The 20,666-nt window shown below is 67.6% G+C and carries 17 protein-coding genes; 4 read left to right on the top strand and 13 right to left on the bottom strand.

Annotation, left to right across the window (positions count from 1 at the left end; translation table 11 throughout):
* Positions 1 to 68: 68 nt before the first annotated feature.
* Positions 69 to 2,501, top strand: a complete 2,433-nt coding sequence (locus tag ACQP2D_RS26685) for a PEP-utilizing enzyme (protein ID WP_433678658.1) — start codon at positions 69 to 71, stop codon at positions 2,499 to 2,501.
* 70 nt (positions 2,502 to 2,571) lie between these two features.
* Here the strand turns inward: ACQP2D_RS26685 and ACQP2D_RS26680 are convergent, their stop codons facing one another.
* Positions 2,572 to 3,795 carry an IS110 family transposase gene (locus ACQP2D_RS26680; protein ID WP_433678657.1) on the bottom strand — a complete coding sequence of 408 codons (1,224 nt, stop codon included), beginning with the start codon at positions 3,793 to 3,795 and terminating at the stop codon, positions 2,572 to 2,574.
* Between the two features lie 257 nt (positions 3,796 to 4,052).
* Here ACQP2D_RS26680 and ACQP2D_RS26675 point away from each other — a divergent pair, with 257 nt between their 5' ends.
* Positions 4,053 to 4,991: a tyrosine-protein phosphatase gene (locus ACQP2D_RS26675; RefSeq protein WP_433678656.1), complete on the top strand. Its 939-nt coding sequence runs from the start codon at positions 4,053 to 4,055 to the stop codon at positions 4,989 to 4,991.
* A 79-nt stretch (positions 4,992 to 5,070) separates the two neighbouring features.
* Here ACQP2D_RS26675 and ACQP2D_RS26670 read toward each other — a convergent pair whose 3' ends face one another.
* The 5 genes from ACQP2D_RS26670 to ACQP2D_RS26650 all read right to left on the bottom strand — a co-directional run bounded on the left by ACQP2D_RS26670 (position 5,071) and on the right by ACQP2D_RS26650 (position 11,933).
* Positions 5,071 to 5,700: a maleylpyruvate isomerase family mycothiol-dependent enzyme gene (locus ACQP2D_RS26670; RefSeq protein ID WP_433678655.1), complete on the bottom strand. Its 630-nt coding sequence runs from the start codon at positions 5,698 to 5,700 to the stop codon at positions 5,071 to 5,073.
* 254 nt (positions 5,701 to 5,954) lie between these two features.
* The gene (locus ACQP2D_RS26665; RefSeq protein ID WP_433678654.1) at positions 5,955 to 7,688 is read right to left on the bottom strand and encodes an N-acyl-D-amino-acid deacylase family protein; all 1,734 of its coding nucleotides are present in this window, start codon (positions 7,686 to 7,688) and stop codon (positions 5,955 to 5,957) included.
* Positions 7,689 to 7,775: 87 nt separating this feature from the next.
* The gene (locus tag ACQP2D_RS26660; protein ID WP_433678653.1) at positions 7,776 to 9,410 is read right to left on the bottom strand and encodes an esterase/lipase family protein; all 1,635 of its coding nucleotides are present in this window, start codon (positions 9,408 to 9,410) and stop codon (positions 7,776 to 7,778) included.
* A gap of 94 nt (positions 9,411 to 9,504) precedes the next feature.
* Complete coding sequence (xylB, locus tag ACQP2D_RS26655; protein ID WP_433678652.1) at positions 9,505 to 10,917, bottom strand: xylulokinase; 1,413 nt, start codon at positions 10,915 to 10,917, stop codon at positions 9,505 to 9,507.
* Positions 10,917 to 11,933 (bottom strand): zinc-dependent alcohol dehydrogenase family protein, encoded by a 1,017-nt coding sequence (locus ACQP2D_RS26650; protein WP_433678651.1) that lies wholly within the window; start codon positions 11,931 to 11,933, stop codon positions 10,917 to 10,919. Before ACQP2D_RS26650 ends, xylB begins: the two co-directional genes overlap by 1 nt.
* A 67-nt stretch (positions 11,934 to 12,000) precedes the next feature.
* Here ACQP2D_RS26650 and ACQP2D_RS26645 point away from each other — a divergent pair, with 67 nt between their 5' ends.
* A complete protein-coding gene (locus ACQP2D_RS26645) occupies positions 12,001 to 12,516 on the top strand; it encodes a hypothetical protein (protein WP_433678650.1) in 516 nt (171 codons plus the stop codon).
* Here ACQP2D_RS26645 and ACQP2D_RS26640 read toward each other — a convergent pair.
* The 5 genes from ACQP2D_RS26640 to ACQP2D_RS26620 all read right to left on the bottom strand — a co-directional run bounded on the left by ACQP2D_RS26640 (position 12,513) and on the right by ACQP2D_RS26620 (position 17,922).
* Complete coding sequence (locus ACQP2D_RS26640) at positions 12,513 to 13,541, bottom strand: glycoside hydrolase family 172 protein (protein ID WP_433678649.1); 1,029 nt, start codon at positions 13,539 to 13,541, stop codon at positions 12,513 to 12,515. The genes ACQP2D_RS26645 and ACQP2D_RS26640 overlap by 4 nt on opposite strands.
* The gene (locus ACQP2D_RS26635) at positions 13,538 to 13,993 is read right to left on the bottom strand and encodes a thioredoxin family protein (protein WP_433678648.1); all 456 of its coding nucleotides are present in this window, start codon (positions 13,991 to 13,993) and stop codon (positions 13,538 to 13,540) included. Before ACQP2D_RS26635 ends, ACQP2D_RS26640 begins: the two co-directional genes overlap by 4 nt.
* Before the next feature lie 68 nt (positions 13,994 to 14,061).
* Entirely contained in the window at positions 14,062 to 15,543 is a 1,482-nt protein-coding gene (locus tag ACQP2D_RS26630; RefSeq protein ID WP_433678647.1) for an FGGY-family carbohydrate kinase, read from the bottom strand.
* 27 nt (positions 15,544 to 15,570) lie between these two features.
* On the bottom strand, positions 15,571 to 16,983 hold the full coding sequence (locus tag ACQP2D_RS26625; RefSeq protein ID WP_433678646.1) for an L-fucose/L-arabinose isomerase family protein: 1,413 nt from the start codon (positions 16,981 to 16,983) through the stop codon (positions 15,571 to 15,573).
* 93 nt (positions 16,984 to 17,076) lie between these two features.
* Positions 17,077 to 17,922, bottom strand: a complete 846-nt coding sequence (locus tag ACQP2D_RS26620) for an SDR family NAD(P)-dependent oxidoreductase (RefSeq protein WP_433678645.1) — start codon at positions 17,920 to 17,922, stop codon at positions 17,077 to 17,079.
* On the opposite strand from ACQP2D_RS26620, the gene ACQP2D_RS26615 reads away from it, so the two are divergent.
* Positions 17,922 to 18,455, top strand: a complete 534-nt coding sequence (locus ACQP2D_RS26615; protein ID WP_433678644.1) for a TetR family transcriptional regulator — start codon at positions 17,922 to 17,924, stop codon at positions 18,453 to 18,455. The two genes, ACQP2D_RS26620 and ACQP2D_RS26615, sit on opposite strands and share 1 nt — an antisense overlap.
* Here ACQP2D_RS26615 and ACQP2D_RS26610 read toward each other — a convergent pair.
* Positions 18,433 to 19,314 (bottom strand): glycosyl hydrolase family 32, encoded by an 882-nt coding sequence (locus tag ACQP2D_RS26610; RefSeq protein ID WP_433678643.1) that lies wholly within the window; start codon positions 19,312 to 19,314, stop codon positions 18,433 to 18,435. The two genes, ACQP2D_RS26615 and ACQP2D_RS26610, sit on opposite strands and share 23 nt — an antisense overlap.
* 65 nt (positions 19,315 to 19,379) lie before the next feature.
* Positions 19,380 to 20,633, bottom strand: a complete 1,254-nt coding sequence (locus ACQP2D_RS26605) for a hypothetical protein (protein WP_433678642.1) — start codon at positions 20,631 to 20,633, stop codon at positions 19,380 to 19,382.
* Positions 20,634 to 20,666 lie beyond the last annotated feature (33 nt).

Here is a 20,666-nt window from a genome sequence, read left to right as displayed (position 1 = left end):
CGCACTCGCGATGGTGTGTGAACGGCGTCACGTTTGCCTGTTCCGGCGCCACTGAGGAGAGGAAATCGATGCGGGTCCTGGTCACCGGAATCACCGAGCCGAGCGGTCGCGCGGTGGCGCGCATGCTGTTGGCCGCCGGGCACGAAGTGGCCGGACTGGACCAGCGGTGGCATCGCTGCATCGATCCGCGGGTGCAGTTCACGGCCGGAGATCCCACCGACCCCGCAACCTATGCGAAAACAGTCGACGGTTGTGCGAGCGTCGTGCACCTGGCCGGCCGAGGGATCGCCCAGGTCGCGGCCGCGGCGCGCAATGCCGGTGCGCGCGTGGTGGTCCCGGTGATCGCCGGTGCGCGTTCGGCTCGGCAATCCGAGGCCGAGGCCGCGCTCCAGGGTGCGGACGGCGTGCTGGTCCGCACCGCGTCGATTGCGGGGCGCCGGATCGATCACGAAACCCGCCGCGCGCTCGAGCCGATCCTCGGTTCGAAATCCGAGGACGGGTTCCAGGTGCTGCACAGCGACGATCTGGACCGCTTCCTGGTACTGGCCGCCACCGCACTGCCGCCCGGTGCCGAGGCGGACGGGCTGGAGATCGTCGACCTCGCGGCCTCCGGAGTGGTCACCAGCGCGGAAGTGCGCCGCATGCTGCGCGAAGCGGGCGTGCGGTACTCGTCCTGGGTGCCCGGTTGGTCCGGCGGTCAGCAGCTGCTGGATCCGACTGTCGCGCAGGAGAAATGGGGCTTCCGCTGCGGCTGGACGGCCCGGGAGGTGATCGCCGATCTGGTGCGCGGCATGATCGGCCGCAAGCCCGACGGCGGCGGGTTCCGCACCCGTCGCGGCGCTATTCCGTTGCCGTCGCATGTGATTCCCGCCCGTGCCGCCACCTCCGACAACCACCCGCTGGCCGATGTAGCGCCCGACGGGCTGGAGGGTGAGTTCGATGATCGGGTCGACGAGCGCTACCCGGTGCACACCGCGACCAATACCTCCGAGGCGCTGCCCGGCCCGCTGACCCCGCTGACCATCGACCTGCAGGCCGGTGCGATCCGCCTCAGCAACGAGGCCATGGGCGAGATGATCGCGCTCGACGGAATCGCCTTGGAGCACTGGACGAGCCGGGTCACCACCGTCCTCGGCCACCATATCTACATCAATGCCTCGATCGGTGTGCTGGCCGCGGAGAATATGCCGGGCTGGGACGAGGAGAGCATCCGCCGCGACGCCTACGGCAATATTCCGGCCGAGATCGCCCTGCAGCCGCACGGAAAGCCGCCGATGCCGACCGGACTCGCCAGCTCCCTGGCGACGGCGCGCGCGACCTCCCGCGTCATCGCCACCGCGCGCCGCTTCGCGAAGACGGCCGAGCTGATCAATGCCGCCTCGCATGCGGAAGCGCTGAGCGCCAGCGATATTCGCGCACTCACCGATGAGCAGCTGCACGTGCGCGCCCTGCTCTGGCGCGACCGTCTGCACCAGGCCTGGCAGGCCGCGGCGATCGGTGTGATGATGACCGGCGCCGCCACCGCCATCCACGCGCGCGGCAAGGATGCGGGTGAGGTCCCCATCGACCTCAACCGCCTGGAATCGGCCAAACCCATGCTCGCGGTGGAGCGGCTGGCCGAATTGTGCCGTGCCGACGCCGATCTCGCCGAGCTGGCGCGTGCCGGAGATGTCGACGCGGCCCGGGCGGTCTCGCCCGCCTTCTCGGCGGCACTCGATGAGGAGCTGGTACGTATCGGCCACCGCGGTCCCGGCGAATGCGAGCTGATCAATCCGACATTCGGTGACCGGCCCGCACTTCTGGTGAGCGCCGCCGCCCGCGCCGCGCAAATGCCCGCGCCCAAGCGTGAACCCGTGGATCCGTCGCCGAGCCGCACGGCGCGAATGGCCGCCGGCGCCACCGTCGCCAGGGAACGAGCGCGCGATGGTGTCGTCCGGATCACCCACTGCCTGCGACTCGCCGTGCGCGAGCGGGCGGATCGGCTGGTTCGCGCCGGTCGGCTGGATGAGCTCGATGACGCCTGCTACCTGACGCTGGACGAAATCTTCTGCCTCCCGGTCGATGCGGCCGACAAGGTGGCCCGCAGGCGCGCCGAACGGCTTCGGCTGCAGACCATCCGGATGCCGGATGTCATTGCTGGACAATGGGAACCGGTTGCCGAGGCGGTCGCGCTCACCGCCGATGAGAGCCTGACCGGCATCGGTGTCTGCGCCGGTGTGGTGGAGGGGCGGGTGAAGCTGGTGCTGTCGCTGGACGACGATATCGAGCCCGGCGACGTTCTGGTGGCCGCGGTGACCGATACCGGGCACACCGCCATGTTCGCCTACGCCGCTGCGGTGATCACCGATATCGGCGGCTCCGCATCGCATGCCGCGATCGTCGCTCGCGAGTTCGGCATTCCCTGTGTCGTCGACACCAAGACCGCCACCACCCGCCTCGCCGATGGTCAGCGGGTGCGCGTGGACGGTGCGGCCGGGATGGTCACCCTGCTCGCCGACTGAGTCCGGCTCGAAGCTTGGGCCGCGGACCACTTGCGGCCCATGATGAAAGACATCCCAGGAGGCTTGAATGTCAAGCAGTAGCCTTCTCGCCCAGTCGAGGCCAGGCGGTGCCCTCGTCGTAGAGGGTTCCGGTTTTGAGGCATCCGTGGAGGATGCCGACGAGTCGGTTGGCGAGCTGGCGCAGGGCGGGGTTGTGGCCGACGCCGCGGGCTCGCTGGTGGTCGTAGTAGGCGCGGGCGCCCGGGGACCACAACAGTGCGGAGAACGCTTGTGTGGTGAGGGCGTCGATGAGCCGGTCGTTGTGCACGAACCGGGCCAAAGCGACCTTCTTCTTGCCGGAGGCGCGGGTGATCGGGGAGGTGCCCGCGTAGTTCTTGCGGGCTTTGGCGCTGAGGTAGCGGGTGGGGTCGTCACCGAATTCTGCGAGCACCCGGGCACCGAGGATCGGTCCCAAACCTGGCTGGGACATGATGATCTCAGCGGCCGGGTGCTTGCCAAAATGGGCCTCGACCTGCCCTTGCAGCGTCTTGATCTGAGTGTTGAGGACGGTCAGGACCGCCAGCAGCGCCTGCACCGACGCGGCGTAGGCATCGGCCACGACGTCGGGCTGGCCGAGTTGGGCCGAGCGCAGCGCGGCCTGGATGACCGCGGCTTTGTCCGCGATGTTCTTGCGGCGAGCGCGTTTCAACGCGGCGCTGATCTGCGCGATGGTCAGCCGGGCCGCCTGGGCGGGTGTGGGTGCCTTGGTGAGCAGTTCCAGGGTGTCGGCGGCGTCGAGGTCCTCGAACGCGGCCAGCGCGGCGGGGAAGTAGTCGCGCAGGGCGTGCCGCAATCGCTGGGTATGGCGAGTGCGTTCCCAGATCATCGTCTTGTGGGTGCGGGCCACGACCTTGATCGCCTCGGCACGCGCGGAATCCCCAGCAACCGGCCGCAATTGGTGAGCGTGGGTGCGGACCATGTCCGCCAGCACGTGCGCGTCGCCGGCGTCGCTCTTGGCGCCGGAGACCCCCAGCCGGTCACGAAACCGGGCCGCCTGCAACGGATTCACCGCCAGCACCGTGTATCCGGCGGCGACCAGCGCGGCGACCCAAGGGCCTCGGTCGGTTTCGATCCCGACCACGACCTCGATCTCGTCGACGTCGTCGCCGACCAGGTCACCGACGATCGCATGCAACCTGCCCATTCCGGTCACGCCCTCGGGCACACGCGCTTTGGCCAAGCGGCGGCCGGAGCTGTCCATCACCTCCACATCGTGATGGTCCTCGGCCCAATCGTCTCCTACGAACAGTCTCAATGGCTCTCCCGTTCTCGATGCCGATCACCGTCGAGCAGCCAGCGAGAGAACCATCAGCGACCTAATCAAGCAGTGCTCACATCACCACGGACGGGCACGACATCCCAGCAGCGATCAACTCTCCCGACCTACTGGCAGAGGCACGGTCTTTCTTCAGGACTCGAAGTCCAGGAACACAGAGTGCTCACCTGCCAGTCGGCTACCACCAAGGAGTTTGCCGGATGGCTCACTCCCCGAACTGATTAGGAACACCCCTCGTGAAGAATTCGCGCGCTTTCCGCGGCGCTGTCGCGGCCGCGGCCGCAGTGCTCGTCGGCGTTCTCCCGGCGCTGGCCGGTCCGGCATCGGCGGGTCCGGCGCTATCGGGTCCGGCCGCGCCGGTACTGCTCTCGCCGGGCCAGGCCGATCGGCCGATGGGTCTGGCGCATGCGCCGAATGCCCGCGATATCGGCGGCTATCCGGCCAAGGGCGACAGCAAGCTCGCGACCGGTGTGGTCTACCGCTCCGACGCGCTGGCCAAGCTCGATGCGAGCGAACAGCAGAAGCTGGTGTCGTTCAATATCACTCAGGTCATCGACTTCCGCAGCCCGACCGAAACCGGTCGTGATCCGGATAAGCTCCCGGCCTCCATCCGCCGCACCGAGCAGCCGGTCTACGATCCCGCCAATGACTTCTACCTCATGGTGGCGCGACTGATCCAGGCCGGACCGGCCGCGCAGCAGGAGGCGCTCGGCGGCGGCAAGGCCGCCCAGATCATGCGCGACTACTACGGCTGGTTCGTCTCGAATCCGTCCGCGCGCGCCCAATTCGCGCAGGCGTTCAAGGATATTGCGTCGGCGCAGGGTGCGGTGCTGTACCACTGCACGGCGGGCAAGGACCGCACCGGCTGGATGACCGCGATCCTGATGAGTGCGCTGGAGGTGCCGAAGGGGCAGATCTACAACGACTTCCTGGATTCCAATGACAATCTGGCGGCCGGGAACAAGGTGCTGCTCGACGGGCTCGTCGCCCAGGGCCTGGTGACCGATCGCGCACTGTGGGAACCCATTCTCGGTGTGCAGCGCGACTTCCTGGACGCGGCCTTCGATCAGGTCCAGGCGTCGTACGGGTCGTTCGACCGGTTCCTCGGTGACGGTCTCGGGGTCGACGCCGCGACGCTCGACGCGCTGCGAGCGAAGCTGCTCACCAAGCACTGACGCCGCGGATGCCGTTGCTGGACAAGGTGATCCAGCACGTGCCGGTGTCGCCTCGACGGTGACACCGGCACGTCGCGGCCTACTCGGAGTCGGTAAATCGCGCAGCCGCTTCGCCGCGCACACGTCCCGCGGGCAGTGTCCGGCCGCACAACACCAGCAGCAGGTCCTGCGCCGAGCCCGCGAGCACCGACCCGGAGCCGTAGGTGAAGTCGAGATCGTCGGCCCGCAATTCGATCCCATCCAGATCGACGCCGAAGAAGTTGACGCTCCTCGGTGAGAGTGCCCCGAGCACCAGCCGCATCCGATCGGCCGGGACCACCCGGTCCAGTCCCAATGCCACGGTGATATCCAAGCCGTGAATGACGTCATGGCTCAGCGCGCCCGCGAAACCGCCGCCCGGCGGCTTCCAGGGGTGAGTCACATTGTCCCGCACCGCGGCAACCAGGCCCTCGGCCGTCAGCACTGCCGCGTCCGCCCGCGCTGTCTTATCCGCCATTTTGTTGAAATTCCCACGCGCCTTGAGCATTTCGAGTGCGAACCGCGGTGTGGACAGCCGAAACGGCATGGTGATGTGTGCGACGACCTCCCGCACCCGCCACCCCGCGCACAGGGTCGGCTCATCCCACTGCTCGGCGTCCAGCCCACCGAGCAGATCCGCCAACTCACCCCGCTCGGCCTCGATCGCCGCACGCACCTCGGTATCCGTCATCGAGCCTCCTCCGCCCGTCCATAGCGTCCTTCCACGACATGAGACGAACCTGCGCCCGGAAATTCATCGGTCGTCGCCGACAACACCCTCGGCGAGCTACGAACCCGCCGCCTGGTCACCGCGATCCTGATCACCGCCGACGACGGCTACCTGTGGCGCTCGGTCCATGAAACCGCAACTGCCGCCGCCGAGTAATCCCGCGGTGCGGCAGCCGCCCGACCCGCGAACCGCACTTCCTGCCGTCGATGGCCCCGTCAGTGTCGGTGGGCGGTGAGGAAGGTGCCTGCGTGGATGGTGGTGCCGAAACCCGGGGCGAATTCGCCGTATTCGTAGAGGAGGTGGCCGTTGACGATGGTGGCGGCGACGGCGCGGTCATTGCGGTTGACCATGCGGTTCATGTCCGGGATACCGGGGACGTCGGCTTCGGCGTAGCTGCTGCTGGAGCCGTCGAAACCGGTGGGGTCGATGATCGCGATATCGGCGCGGGCGCCTTCGGTGAGGCGGCCGGTGTCGAGACCGTACCAGTCGGCGAGTTCGCCGGTCAGGCGGTGCACGGCGGTTTCGACCGGCATGAATCCGCGCTGATGTACGCGCTCGAGCATGCGCAGGCCGAAGTTATAGAAGGCCATATTGCGCAGGTGGGCGCCGGAATCGGCGAAGCCGACCTGCATGACGGGGGACAGTTGCAGTCGGTCCATCACCTCGTCGCGGTCGTTGGCGATGACCGTGCGCCAACGCAATCGCGCGCCGTACTCGACGGTGAGGTCGAGCAGGGCGTCGGCCGGATGGATGCCGCGCTCGTCGGCCACCTCGCCGAAGGATTTACCGATGACCTCGGGATCCGGACAGGAGACGATCTGGGCGTCGTAGAGGTCGCGATGCCATACCCGGGGGCCGTATTTCTTGCTGAGATCCTTGCGGAACTGTCGGCGGTAGGACTCGTCGGCGAGCAGTTCCCCGCGCTTCATCACATCGCGGATATTGAGTGCCGCGACCCCGGAGCCGAATTCCTCGAACACCACGAGATCGACACCATCGGCATACACCTCGAACGGCACCGGTAGATGCTGCCACCGGAACTGCGCTCCGCCAACGGTATTCGCGATCCAGGCGACGGTGGTCGCGGCGCGCGCGGTAGTGCGATCGGCCTTGACATCCATCCCCGCGATCAGCGTGGTCTTGAGCGGCTTGCGGAACGGTCGGCCCGCACTCTCGGCGAGATAGCGCGCTATCTCGACACGGGCTGTCAGGTTCGGCGTGCTCTGATGGATCCGATCACGTTGCCGCAGAATGTCGTTCAGTGCTCGATATTCGTGCCAGGTGGCATAGGTCGATGGCAGCTGTCTGGTCGGGAAGCGCACGCCCTCCAATTTGGAGAACGAACTGCGGATGGTGGACAGCCCGAGGAATCCGGCGTCGAGTGCCTCGGACAGCATCTCGCGCAGACGATTCAGTTCCACCTCGGTCGGCAGCGCCGTAGCGTCCACGGCCCGAGCCAGCCCCATCACCGCGATCCGCATATCCGAATGTCCCAGCAGCGCGGCCACATTCGCCCCGAGCGGGCGTGCGGCGAGTGCGCGGGCGTAGGCGCCCGGACCGTCCCAGTCCTTGTGCTCCTTGACCGCGGAATGTACTGCGTCCCAAGGCAATGCCTCTACCCGGGCGAACATATCGGCGCAGTCCTCGGCCTCGGAGTACACCGTCGAGAGCGAGCAATTGCCCAGCACCACGGAGGTGACTCCGTGCCGTACCGATTCGCCCAAACCCGGATTGCCGAGCACTTCGGCGTCGTAGTGGGTGTGCACATCCAGCATGCCGGGCATCACCCACTTGCCCGCCGCGGCAATCGTGCGTACCCCGTCGGGCAGCGCCGAGGTGCTGATCACCGTGACCTTGCCGTCGGTGATCCCGACATCGGCGACGCGCGGCGCGGATCCGAGGCCGTCGAATACCGATCCGCCGCGAATCACCACATCGCACCGAGTCATCTCAGCACCTCACGTCCACTCGGTATCCGGTACTACCGGTATCTCCTTCATGGTTGCACGGGGCGCGGGGCTCTCGCGAAAGAAATATCAGGCGACCTTGAGTCCGGTATAGGTGGCGGCGAGCAGTCCGCCTATAACGCCGAGTCCGACCAGCGGGCCGAGCGTGGCGACGGCGAGGCAGCCCAGGCCGATCAGCGCTCCACCAGCCAGCCAGGTCGCAATGGGTGCGGACCGGGACATCAGCTCGAAGAATTCGGTGGGCTGGGTGTGCTCGGGTTCGCAGGGCGGTTCGCCGTCGTGGACGAAACCGACCACACCGGGCAGCCGCCTGTTCACCAGGGCCGCACCGTGCCCGCCCTTGATGTAGCGGACCTGCAGCGTGCCGGGCGGAACGGAGTCGAATCCGGTGAATCCGCCGACACCGACATCGCGCATACCGAGCCCACGCAGGGCGCTGCACAGCCAGGCGACCGGTTTATCGGCGCTCGCGCACACATTGACCAGGGTGCGGATCTGCCCGTTGTCGGCGCATTTCATCCAGTCGAATTCGCGGGGCAGCACACTGCCCGCCAGGAAGACATTGTGGAATTCCAGCGCCGGAATCTGCTTCAGCGATTGGCCGAACAGGTAGGTGCCGTTGCTGTGGCCGACGAAGTGGAACGGAACGCCGGGATGCCGGGCCAGATGGTAGCTGTACTGGTCGGCGAACCAGCGCAGATTGCGTCGTCGGGTGAACGGCAGCGCGAAGTCGTAGGCCGACAGCCGCCCGTACGAGGGCGTCACCACGAGCACGTCCTTCTCGAATTCGTGCAGTTCGGTCTCGAGTTGGGTCGGCCAGGCGCCATTGCCGGACCGAATTCCGTGCAGTGCGAACACAACCGACTTGATGGTCGCCTCACGCTCGGGCAGTGGGCTCGGATCGGTGGCGGCGACATCCTCGGTAATGGCCCAGCGCAGAATGTCGTAGCGCTGTCCGGTGTAGTCCTCGCGGACCTTGCGTCCGGTGCACGCGATATCGCCGTGCGTCGAGTTGGGCATCAGCCTTTGCGCGCCGGTGGGCAGCGATTCCAGATCGCGGCTGTCCTCACGGTCCACCGCCCAATCGTTCCTGGCGAGCACCTGCACGACGGTCGGGGCCTTCTTGCCGAGATCGGCTATTTCGCGCAGCCATTGGATGCGCAGGTTGGTGATGAACGGGGTGCCGCAGAGCAGGTCGAGCACGGTGAACGTCCGCAGCAGCGGGACCAGCAGCTTCGCCGCCACCCGGCACGGCCACGGCGCGCGGTTGAGATCTACGCCGCGGTTCGGCGCGGCCAGCAGCACGATGCGAGTGACCGCATCGGCCCAGGCCAACTGCGGACCGTCGAGACCGCGCAGTGCCTGCAGGAAGGCGTAGCGGAGCATGACGCCGCCGATGCTGTGTCCGATGAGGACGATCTCCGCGGTCTGGCGCGGTCCGGTCCAGTACGCGTCGATGCGATCGGCGAGATCACGGCAGTGTGCGGTCAGACTGCCCCGGCTGAGCCGGGTGACCGGCTGCGGGAACTGCCAGTAGATGGCCTCGTCGGGCCCGTATCCCGGCTCGTGCCGCAGCTTGTTGAACAGGTCCTTGGCCGCGTGCGGCGGTTCGGAAAGACCGGCGACGTAGACGATGAGCCGACGGCGCGGTGGGTGCGCGGATTCCATGATGATCCCCCAGGGTGCGGTGCCGCCGATCCTCACTCGACGGTAGGCGGTATTGCTTGTACTACAACATCGCGAAAACGTCCACCGGCGTTTCGCGCGGCATTGCATCGTCGCTGCTAGGCGGCGTTTCTCAGCGCGGGTAGACGGCCCGTTGTGCGCGCTCGTACTCGGCTCGAATCCGCCGACCGATCGCCCCGCCGTCGTCGGGTGCGCGAACCTCGGCGGCGGTGCGTGCGGTCCATTGCGGTGGCCGCGCCGTGCCGCCGAGGGCCCAGGCCGCCTGCCGGGCGGCACCGAGCGCGACGTACTCGTTCGGCTCGGGCACGATAACCGTGACCCCGATGATCTGGGCGGCGAGTTCGGCGACCAGACGGGAGCGGGCCGCGCCGCCGATGAGCACGACGCGGTGGATCGGTATTCCGATGGTGCGCAGGCGGTCGAGCGCGTCGGCCATATTGCAGAGCATGCCCTCGACCGCCGCGCGGGCAATATGACTGGGGTGCAGGGTTTCCGGTCGCAGACCGTGCAGACTGCCGGTGGCGTGCGGCAGATTCGGGGTGCGTTCCCCGGACAGGTAGGGCAGGAGTACGACCCCTTCCGCACCTGGGGGTGCCTGGCGGGCAAGGGTTTCCAACTCGGCCACGCCGACGCCGAGCAGGGCGGCGGTGGAGTCCAGTACCCGGGCGGCATTGAGCGTGCAGACCAGCGGCAGGAACGCGCCGGTCGCGTCGGCGAATCCGGCGATCGCTCCGGCGGCGTCGGCGCTGGGCGCGGCGGCCCGGGTGTAGACCGTGCCGCTGGTGCCCAGTGACATCACGACGTCACCGTCCTCGATACCCAAACCGAGTGCGGCTCCGGCATTGTCGCCGGTGCCCGCCGCGACCAGCGCGCCAGCGGGGGTGCGGCCGACCGCTTCGGCCGGTCCGGCGACGCGAGGGAGTTCCGGGGTTCTCCCACGGAAGGCCAGAGCCACCAGGTCTTTGCGATAGGTCCCGGTCGCGGGCGACCAGTAGCCGGTGCCCGACGCCTCGCCGCGGTCGGTGGTCGGTTCGACCGTGCGATCGGACGGCCCACCCCGCAGCCGCCAGGTCAGATAGTCGTGCGGCAGCAGTACCCGGTGTGTCCGGTCGGCGTGTGCGGGTTCGTGATCGGCCAGCCAACGCAGTTTGGCGACAATGAACGCGGCCAGCGGCACACTGCCGACGGCATCGGCCCACACCTGCGGGCCGCCGAGTTCGGCGATCAACTCCTCGGCTGCGGCCGCGGAGCGAATATCGTTCCACAGCAATGCATCCCGCACGGGCCGACCGTCGGCGTCGAGTGCCACGAGCCCCTGTTGCTGACCGGCCACCGCCACCGCATCGGCCCGATCGAGCAATCCGTCGCCCGCCGCACACAGTGCCTGCCACCAGGATTCCGCGGAAACCTCGGTGCCGTCCGGGTGCGGGGCGTATGCCTGCGCCAAGATCTCGCCGGTATCGGCATCACAGCGGATGACCTTGCACGATTGGGTGGAGCTGTCGACTCCGACGACGGTGGCCATCAGGCGGGCACCCCGCGGGAATCCCGACCCGGTCGAATCTGGATCTTGCGACCGGTGCCGTCGCGGAAAGTCTGTAGCGCATCGGCGAATTCAGGTAATCCGAAGCCATGGGTGATCATGGTGTCGGCATCGATCACACCCTTGCCCATGAGTTCGACCGCGCGCCCGAAACTGTGCAACACCGCCATCGAACCCACGATGGTGATCTCGTCGTTGTAGATCCGAAACGGCGAAATCGATGCGGTCGCCGCACCCGGCGCGACCCCGAACTGCTGGAACACCCCGCCCCGGCGCACCCGGCCGAGTCCGTCCTCGATGGCGGCGATCGCGCCGGTGCAGTCGATGACCACCTCCCAGCCCTGCGGACGGTCGAATTCGTCGGCGGTGGTCGCGGTGGCATCCGCGCCGAGTTCGTGCGCCACCTCGAGTCGCGCGGTATTGATATCGACGACCGAAACCGACGCGGCCCCGGCGACCCGCGCGAGCTGCAGCATCAGCAATCCCATGGTGCCCGCTCCGTACAGCAGGTAGTGCGAGCCGAGGGCGCGCGGCAGCACGTCGAACGCGTGCACAGCACACGACAACGGCTCGACGAGCGCGCCGTGCGTGGTCGATACGGTCTCGGGCAGCCGATGGCAGTTGGCGGCGGGCACCGCGACGTACTCGGCCATCGCGCCGTCGACGGTATCGCCGATCGCACCCCACCGCTCGCACAGATTGCCGCGCCCGATCGCGCAGTAATGGCACGCGCCGCAGAACAAGGACGGATCGACCGCGACGGTATCGCCGATCCGAAGGTCGGCGCCGGAACCCAGCGCCACCACCGAACCGGCGAACTCGTGACCCGGCACGATCGGATAGGGCGTCGGCGGGAACTCGCCGCCGACAATGTGCACATCGGTACCGCAGATCCCGACCGCGTCCACCCCCACCACGACCTGGCCGGGAGCCGGTGTCGGATCCGGCACCGTCCGCACCGAGAAATTCCCTGGCGTATCGATCACGACCGCGCGCATAGCACTACCTTGCACCCGGACACTGGTATCGCGTCGCATTTCGCCCCGCCGCACCGCGGATTTCCGGATGCGGCAGACTGTCGCGGTGAACGACGACCCGGACCGGCACGCCGACGTGCACGTCCGCACGGGCGACGGAACCACATTGCCCGCCCTGACGGATCCACTGCTGGACGATATGCTGCACGAACCACCGGACCCCGATTGCCCCGCGATCGTGGTCAGCCGCGGCGAGCACGCCTACATCCAGGCTCGCCTGTTGCCCGACGACGTCTACGAACTGGAGCACCGGGCGGACGGAGCGGATGAGTGCTTCCAGTTGTACACCCCGGACGCCCGGCTGGTGCGTGACGTGATGTGGGCGTGGATCGATCAGAAGCCCTGGTGGCGTGACGGTGTCGGGTGGTATCGCGTCGACCCGGCGGTCGCGGAATTGGAAGCCACCCGACGCGAGCTGTCCGGCCTGCTGGACGGGCTGTCGGTGATGGACGGCATCGAGTCGGCGTTGGACGATGCCCTGTCTCGTGCCGATGAGCTACTCGCCATGGAACTGCCCGATGACGAGGACCTGAATCCGCACTAGCCGCCGATATCCGCTGGGCCCTGATACCACAGCGCCGTGGTCGCGATATCCGCGTTTTCCAGCGGGAGGTAGGTGCCGTCGTCATGCCAGCCGAGCGCCTGCATCGTCACGCGCAACTCCCGCTGGTAGCAGATGGGATCACGAATATGCCAGCGGTACATGCCGAATCGCTGCTGTGGCCGATAGATCTCATCGGACGGCAGCACCTGGTGCAGTCCGAGATAGGGCGTGGAATAGGTGCGATACGCGCCGTCGAGGTCGAAGTTCCAGGCACCGCCGAAGTAGTCCTCGGTGCCGGTGCCGCACAGTGTCGGATGGGTGGTGTCGCCGTCGAGGTAGAACTTCAGCTCGCCCTCACCCCACCAGCCCGGTGCGCCCGGCCGGATGGCCAGATAGGTGCCGACGTACCGGCCGGGTCCGGGCACCGTGTCGAGGATGGTGTGCACGGCGGGCGCGCCCAGCGGTGTGCTGGTGCGGCGCAGCGCGTGCAGATATCCGGCGTCGTGGGGTACGTCCTGCTCGGTGTAGGTGAATTGGTAGTAGACCGGAACCGCACGGTCACTGCCGTTGCGCAGGGTGATCCGGGCGTGCGCGCGAAAAGGCATGGGCCAGTAGCTGTTCAGGCCGCCGGCCGGGGCGACGACCACCATCTCCGACCGCACCAGCGCCAATTCCTCCCAGCCATTGCAGAAGAAATCGCCGAGCGGCAGCTCGATCGCGGGCTCCGGCCGGTTGTCCCAGTACATGCGCAGGGTGATCAGCCCGAGCGCGGTGCGGTCGGTGGTGAGCCAGCAGTGCCGGAGTACGCCGGGGCCGGAAATATCTGCCAGCGTTGCGGTTTCGCCCGCGGCGAGGTGAATGGACGGTGAGACCTTCCAGCCGGGGCCGAGCAGCCGCGCCGCGTGCGCGCCGGTGCCATCGGTCGCGCGGGCGCCCGCACCGGGGGCGCCGGTCGGATTCTCCGCACTGATCGAGCGGGTGCGTGCGGCATCGAGATGCCAGAGTTCCGATCCCGGTGTGCTCACAGCCCCGGCCAGCCGTATCGGTCGGTCACCGCGGCGTGGCCCGCGCGCTTCTGGTAGGTGAAGGCGGTCTGCGGCTGTTCGGGTTCACCGACCGACACGCTGGCCGAGAGCTCGGCCAGCTCGCGCCGGAACTGGTCCATATCCAGCCAGAGGATCTGCTGCACCAGTTCCTCCATCGATTCGGCGGCCATCGCTCCGGCCTCCGAATACACCAGCAGGCCCTCGCGGAAGGCCATGAGGGTCGGATACGCCTCGATCTTGGCCATGCGGGTCAGTTGCTGTTCGGCGTCGATATCGACCATGCCGTAGACGATTTCGGGGTGCAGGTCCGAGGATGCCTCGAAGACCTCGGCGAAGCGGCGCGATGGCTCACACCATTGCGCACCCCAGTCGATCAGCACGATATGACTGTTCGCGACGGTCGCGTCGAAGTTGTTCCGGGTCACGGTCATGGTCGGCATCGAGATCCCTCGCGATCACTGTCCTATCGGCAACCTTGCATCCTCGCACAGGCACGGGCCTATGGGGGAGGTGCGGATCGGTGTTGTTCCGCCGCAAGGAAATGTGCGATATGCCTGGTGGATTCATACATCTCGCGGTAGCGCTGATAGTACGCAGCGTAAATTGCTCCGCGCTCCGGATCGGGCTCCACCACGCCGATGACGGGATTCCAGCCCGCGGTATCGACGCCGACGGCCGCCGCCGCGAGCAGGGCATCGCCGAGGCAGGCCCCGACGGTATCGGCCGGGAGCTGCTGCGGCAGGCCCGTCACATCGGTGACGATCTGGGTCCAGAGTCCACCCTTGGTGCCGCCGCCGACCGCGACCAGCCGTTGCGCCTGCCCGCCCGCCGCGGTCATCGCCTCGAGGTTGTGCCGCACGCCGTAGGCGATGCCCTCCAGCACTGCCCGATACAGCTCCGCACGTCCGTGTCCGAGGGTGAGACCGGCGATGATGCCTCTGGCGTCCGGATCGAACAGCGGTGTGCGCTCGCCCGCGAAGTAGGGCAGCGCGAGCAGGCCGCGACTACCCGCGGGGACCTCGGCGGCCTCGGCCACCAGTTCGGCGAAGTCGCCGCCGACGAGTCTGCGCAGCCAATCCGTGACCGCGCCCGAGGTCGCCATGCCCGCCGCCGATGTGTAGGTGCCGGGCCAGACCCCGCAGGTGAGCCACAGTCCGGGATGCGGCCGCGGATGGGTGAGCACCTGCACGAGGAACATGGTGGTGCCGTACATGATCATCGCGTCGCCGGGTGCGCGGACGCCGACGCTGGCGGCCTCGGCCCAGGCGTCGATGGTTCCGGTGGTGACCGGAAGTCCGGCGGGTAGTCCGGTCGCCGCCGCGGCGGCCGCGCTCACCCGTCCGACAACGTCTGTGGGCCAGGCCAATTCGGGCAATCTCAGGCCCGGTGCGACGGCGGCGGCCCAGTCCCATGCCCAATCTCGTCGGCGCAGGTCATACATTGGCACGCACTGGCTGGCCGATTGATGGTCGAGCACATAGCGACCGGTAAGGCGATGCACCAGAAATGAACTCGCCATCAACAGCATGTGGGTGCGGGCCGCGACCTGCGGCTCATGGCGGGCCAGCCAGCGCAATTTGGGGCCGACGGCCTGGCTGGTCAAAGGGGAACCACTGCGTTCGAGCACCGCGGCTGCGCCGAACTGCTGGTTCAGTTCGGCGATCTCGGCGGTCGCCCTGGTGTCGACGCCGTACAGGATAGCCGGGCGCAGGGGAGTTCCGTCGGCGTCGGCGGGCAACAGGCACGGGCCGATTCCGGATACGCCGAGTGCGTCGAGCTTGGCTCCGTCGGCCGCGTCGAGGAGTTCGCGGATGATCGCGCAGAATTCCGCCCACCAAATGGCTTCGGCATCGTGTTCGACCCAACCGGGTCGTGGTGTCGAAACGTCGTGCATACGTTCGGATCTGGCGATGACTGTGCCGTCCGGCCGGACCAGCACGCCCTTGGAAGCGGAGGTTCCGATATCAACTCCGAGGAACATATCCGGCCCTCCTGTTCGCGAAGCACGTTATCGGGTGAATTCGTCGACGGTGATATCGAGGAGATCGCAGGCGGCCCGGACCGGAGCCCGCTGATCGCCGGGGACGGCGTGAATATGGTTGGCGCCGAAGCGGGACAGGAAATCTCCGGCGTGTGCGTCCAAGCGGGCGAAGGCGTGTGGCCATTCCCAGGTGGACTGCTTCATCAGCGCTTCGTTGGTCGCCTGGTCGTAGGTTTCGAAATCACCCAGCATCAACTGCATTCGATAGTTGCCGTCCTTGCGGGTGAGGCGGGCCAGGGTCATCCGGCCGGATGCGGCCAGATGGTGCACGGAGGCACCGCCCGCCGGGAAGAAGAACACCTCCGGATACAGATGCACATGGGCCAGGTTCTCGTGCGGATCCTCGCTGCGGGCGGCGAACCAGGTGGCATGTTGGCCGGAGTTGCACAGATCCCAGATATCGCGGTCTGCGTGATAGTGCCGGACATCGGCGAAGAGCACCGGGGTGTGCGCGATTCGGTGCAGCAGCTGCATGGTGAGCGCGCCGTCCATATCCGCTTCGGTCGCGCACACATGGGGTTGTTTGGGGCCGTTCCAATCGTAGGGATCATTGAGGAACGCCTCGGTGATATCCATGGTCGCGAAGTATTGGGTGAGTTCGGGCTGACCCTTGATACCGGAGAAGTCCAGGCGCCATTCGGCGATCAGTTCGCGCACCGCGAGATATGACCGGATCTGCCGTTCCAGCAATTCCGGGGTGAGTTTCACGCCATCGTAGTGCACCCCAGCGGTATTGCGCTCCAACCACTCTCGCGCACCCTTCGCCTCCCCGGCATCGGCCGATTCGGCGCGGCGCACGATCTCCCACTGGTCGATCTCCTCGACATCGATGCCGAATACCCGCTGCCACTGATCGGTATTGGCCACGGCCGTATTCATCCCCATCGGCCGACCGCCGAAGCGTCCGAAAGTACTGCCGCGCAGACTCGATACGGCCGCCGCCGCGGTGGCCTGGACGCCGATCGCCGCGATCAGCTCGGTATCGGCCGGATCGCCCCACAACCGGTTATGCGCGCGGCCGATCTGATCGAGCGCACCGCCCGCCGCCAGCATGCCGACCATGCCGGGCTGCACCGGATCGATATTGGACAGCAGCAGCAGCGGCCCCGGCGTGGCCCCCGCGGCCAGCATGGTGAAGTGCGGGAATGCCCAGACCGCGTAGTGCAGCACGGTGAGATCCACACCGGCGGCGGCCACTTCACGAGCCACCGATCCGGCCAAGGCGTTCGTACTGATCGGCGCCGCGCCGCGGACCACCTCGTGTCCGGCCGCCCGCAATCCGGCGACCAGCCGATCCTCCGTCGATTCGATGAATTCCGCGATGCCGGCGTGCACGTAGTCACGCCCATCGGAAATGCTCACAACCCCGATCCGCGCCATCCCGACCGCCTCCCAACGCGCAGGCCCCCTCCAGGATTATCCATCCGGAGGGGGTGGCGGGTGGTCGGCTTCGGGTCAGCGGGTCAGCGGTCGTTATCCACCGGTGACCGTTCGGCTGGCTACCAGCTCGGCGGTGATCGCGTCCAGGCGCCGGGCTCGGGCCGGGTCGAAGTCCGTGCCGACAAGGGGCAGCCGCGTGCGGCGCCGGAAGGCCGCGAGCGGCTCGGTCGGCGGCTGGTCGATCAGCTCCGCGATGGGGACGATGGCCGTGCGGACCGGTTGTCCGGCGACCAGCAGCCATGCCTTGGTGAGCAGACGGTGCGCCATCGGCAGCGGATCGGCCATGGCGGTGCGCACCATCAGTGGGTTGTAGAGCACATATCGGGTGCGTGCCCCGGGATGGCGTTGCGGAAATGCCACGCCGAGCAGGTCGATGCAGCGCGAGGACTGCATGGCCGCGCGCATGCCGCGATAGCCGTCGCGCAGTTGCAGGTCATCCCATTCGATGGTGCCGGGAAGTCCGCCGGGGCCCGCGATATTCATGATGACCGGCGCGGTGGCGCGTTCGAGTGCGTCGAAGAGTCCGTGCCCGAGGACATATCGGCTCAGATACAACAGTGCGAAGGTGTATTCGAAGCCATCGTCGGTCTCCTGGCGTACCGACCGGAAGTTCTGCGCGCCGAATACCAGCCCGTCGACGGTGTCGGTGACGGCCTCGACCTCCGCGAGGACCTTGCGCATCCCGGCGAGCGTGCTGAGATCGGCCGGTACGAACACGGCCCGGTCGGCGGCGCCGAGTCCGGCGGCCTCGGTCAGGAATCGGGCGCCTTTGGCCGCACCGCTGGCCACCGCGAACACCCGGTCGCCGCGGCCGAGGAAGTGCAGGCCGAGACCCTTGCCCATGCCGTCGGCGCGACCGTGCCGCCACCCGATCGGCATTGCTGGACGCCGCCCGAATCCGGTTCGCCACCATCGGATTCGACCGAACCGGCGTCCGCGATATCGCGGGTGATGTCGGGGTGGATCCGGCGCTGGTGTTCCGCTACTTCGGCTCCAAAGAGCAGCTCTACGCCGAGGCGATGTACCTCGATATCCCGAAAGGGGTTGCCGCCGATCCGCATCGGCCGGTGGTGTCCATCGTCGATGCGCTGCTGCGCGATGTTGTCTTCGAGGATTGGCCCGCTTTCGGCGGTGAGCATCCGCTGCTGGCGATGTTGCGGTCTTCGGGCCATGCCGCCGTGCGCGACCAATTGCGCGCCCAGCTCTGCGAGGGCTACCTGTGGGAGATGACCGCGCGCCTGGACGGTCCCGATGCCGCCCTGCGCGCCGAAATGATCGGTGCGGTGCTGCTGGGTCTGGGGGTGATGCGTTCGGTGGTCGGCGCGCCCGCGGTCTCCGGGGCGACCTTCGAGCAGACCAGGGCGCTGGTGGCGGATATGGTCCGGGCGGTCACCGCGGGACGGACGCGCTGACGGAGGGGGGATTCGGAAAGGTCAGCGGTGCCAGATGCACACCGCCCTGCGCCCAGCCCGCACTGGTGATCCACCAGCGGTCATCGTCTCGGACGAGTTCGGCGGCGTGGGCGGCGATATGGCCCGCCTTATCGCCGATGCGGAACTGGTAGGGGTCGTCGCTGCGGAAAACATCGGTTCCGAGGTAATGCGGGCGCGGACCGATGAACAGATACCACCAGCCGCCGTGCTGTGCGACGAACGGCGATTCGGTATTGCCCGCCTCGGTGCCGCTGGTCGGGTCCGTATAGGCGATATGCCGATCGCCCCAATGCACCAGGTCTCCGCTGGTGCGATAGGCGACCACATGGTGACCGCCGTGCGGGGCGCTGGTGGCGCAGTAGTACATGACCCACTGCTCGCCGATGCGTAAGACCATCGGATCCCTGGCGTCGTAGCCGTCGCGGAACAGTGGCCCGGACCGGCTGCGAGTCCAGTGGTACAGGTCGCGCGAGGTGGCCAGATTCATCGCGGCGGCGGTCCGATCGACGCCGCCGCCCGCGTAGAACATGTAGTACCGACCGTCGACGCCGATGACATGTGGTGCCCACAGATGTGTCTCGCCGTAGTCGCGATCCACGGTCAGGGCGGACGCCTGCTTGGTCCATGGTCCGTGCAGCCGGTATGCGGTGGCATGCGCGAATTCGATTTCGTGGAACGGGTCGGCCGGTTCCCAATGGGTGATGCCGAATAGGTGCCAGCGACCGGATGCGTCGCGAACCACGGTGTGGTCGTTGATGTACCACGACTGCGACTCACCGGCACTGGGGTCGTACACCCTCGCGAACGCGCCCGCCCGCACCACCTCGCGCGTTGCCATACGCTCATGATGCCGGGGGTAGGCCCCGCCGAGGCGGGGTCCGACACATTGAGATGTGGTGGGTATCAGGGGGTGGATGGCTGCTTCGGTGTTTTTTCGGGGGAGTCGGATGATGCTGCCGTCGGCTGCTCGACGATCGCTGTCGGCTGGTCGGTGCTCGCCTCGGGAGTACTGGACTGTGCCTTTGTCGACACGTCGGCAGTTGGCTCGGGCGTCGTGGACTGAGGCGCGGTCGTCTGGTCGGCCGTCGGCTCGGGCGCGGTCGACTGGTCCGTTGTCGGCTCGGAAGTGGTGGGCTCGGGTGCTGTCGGCTGGTCACCCGTTGGTTCTGGAGCTGTTGACTGCGGCGGCTCTGGTTGGTCCGCTGATGCCTGGGGAGTCGAGGATTCGGGCGTGGTGGGCTGGTCAGCGGTTGGCTGGGGAGTTGTGGGCTGAGGCGCGGTCGTCTGGTCGGCCGTCGGCTCGGGCGCGGTCGTCTGGTCCGTTGTCGGCTCGGAAGTGGTGGGCTCGGGTGCTGTCGGCTGGTCACCCGTTGGCTCTGGAGCTGTCGACTCCGCGGTCTTCGGCTGATCCGCCGTCGATTGGGAAGTCGTGGATTCGGGCGTGGTCGGCTCGTCGGCGGTTGGTTGGGGAGTTGTCGACTCGGACGGGTTCGGTTGATCCGCCGTAGGTTGCTCGGGAGTTGTCGATTCGGGCGTGGTCGGCTCGTCGGCGGTTGGTTCGGGAGTTGTCGACTCCGGCGAGTTCGGTTGGTCGGCGGTCGGTTCGGGAGTCGTGGCGTGGGGCGTGGTCGCCTGAGACGCTGTGGGCTGGGGCGCCGTCGGTCGCGTCCATGTCGGTGCGGGTGCGTGGGCCGCTGCGGCCCGCTGATCCTCGCGCTGCTGTTTGCGCCGCGCCACCGCCTGGCTGAAGCTCGTACTGCTGAAATGGGTGCCGTAGACGCCGAGCGCGACCACTCCGGCCGCGATCACCGCGACGCCCGCGCTCCAGTCGATGTGCCAGAACGCCGCGATCACGCCGACCAGGGAGCTGAGCAGGGCGATAACCCTGGCCGCCTCGTCGGTCATGCTCGGGTTCGGCGTCTGTTCGCCCGACTGCCAATCGTCGAGCAAGAGCAGCACCGCGAGCAGCGGTAGCGAAATGGCGAAGGCGATCATGGAGATTCGGCCGGAGGCGCCTAGTGGTGCGGCCGTGAGGAAGCCCTGGAGGATGACGACGCCGACCGCGATCAGCCCGCCGTACATCAGGCTGTTCTGTCTGGCGAACTTCTTCTTCTCGGCGGGGGTGGTGAACTTTTCGAAGTCGACATCGTCGTGCACGCCGGTGACCCTACTGGAGCTGCGGCGGCAATT

Origin of the sequence: Nocardia sp. CA-119907, assembly GCF_050955995.1 — a bacterium.
Lineage (GTDB): Bacteria > Actinomycetota > Actinomycetes > Mycobacteriales > Mycobacteriaceae > Nocardia.
Note: the sequence above shows the minus strand (reverse complement) of the source record. Positions and strands in the feature narration are given on the sequence as shown.

Bases quoted from the DNA above. Each gene is read 5' to 3' on its own strand.
- ACQP2D_RS26625 (WP_433678646.1), bottom strand. From the start codon at position 16,983: ATGGCGCGGATCGGGGTTGTGAGCATTTCCGATGGGCGTGACTACGTG.
- ACQP2D_RS26630 (WP_433678647.1), bottom strand. From the start codon at position 15,543: ATGTTCCTCGGAGTTGATATCGGAACCTCCGCTTCCAAGGGCGTGCTG.
- ACQP2D_RS26610 (WP_433678643.1), bottom strand. From the start codon at position 19,314: ATGGCAACGCGCGAGGTGGTGCGGGCGGGCGCGTTCGCGAGGGTGTAC.
- ACQP2D_RS26685 (WP_433678658.1), top strand. From the start codon at position 69: ATGCGGGTCCTGGTCACCGGAATCACCGAGCCGAGCGGTCGCGCGGTG.
- ACQP2D_RS26645 (WP_433678650.1), top strand. From the start codon at position 12,001: ATGCGGCAGACTGTCGCGGTGAACGACGACCCGGACCGGCACGCCGAC.
- ACQP2D_RS26635 (WP_433678648.1), bottom strand. From the start codon at position 13,993: ATGACCGTGACCCGGAACAACTTCGACGCGACCGTCGCGAACAGTCAT.
- ACQP2D_RS26650 (WP_433678651.1), bottom strand. From the start codon at position 11,933: ATGCGCGCGGTCGTGATCGATACGCCAGGGAATTTCTCGGTGCGGACG.
- ACQP2D_RS26620 (WP_433678645.1), bottom strand. From the start codon at position 17,922: ATGCCGATCGGGTGGCGGCACGGTCGCGCCGACGGCATGGGCAAGGGT.
- ACQP2D_RS26665 (WP_433678654.1), bottom strand. From the start codon at position 7,688: ATGACTCGGTGCGATGTGGTGATTCGCGGCGGATCGGTATTCGACGGC.
- ACQP2D_RS26670 (WP_433678655.1), bottom strand. From the start codon at position 5,700: ATGACGGATACCGAGGTGCGTGCGGCGATCGAGGCCGAGCGGGGTGAG.
- xylB (WP_433678652.1), bottom strand. From the start codon at position 10,917: ATGGCCACCGTCGTCGGAGTCGACAGCTCCACCCAATCGTGCAAGGTC.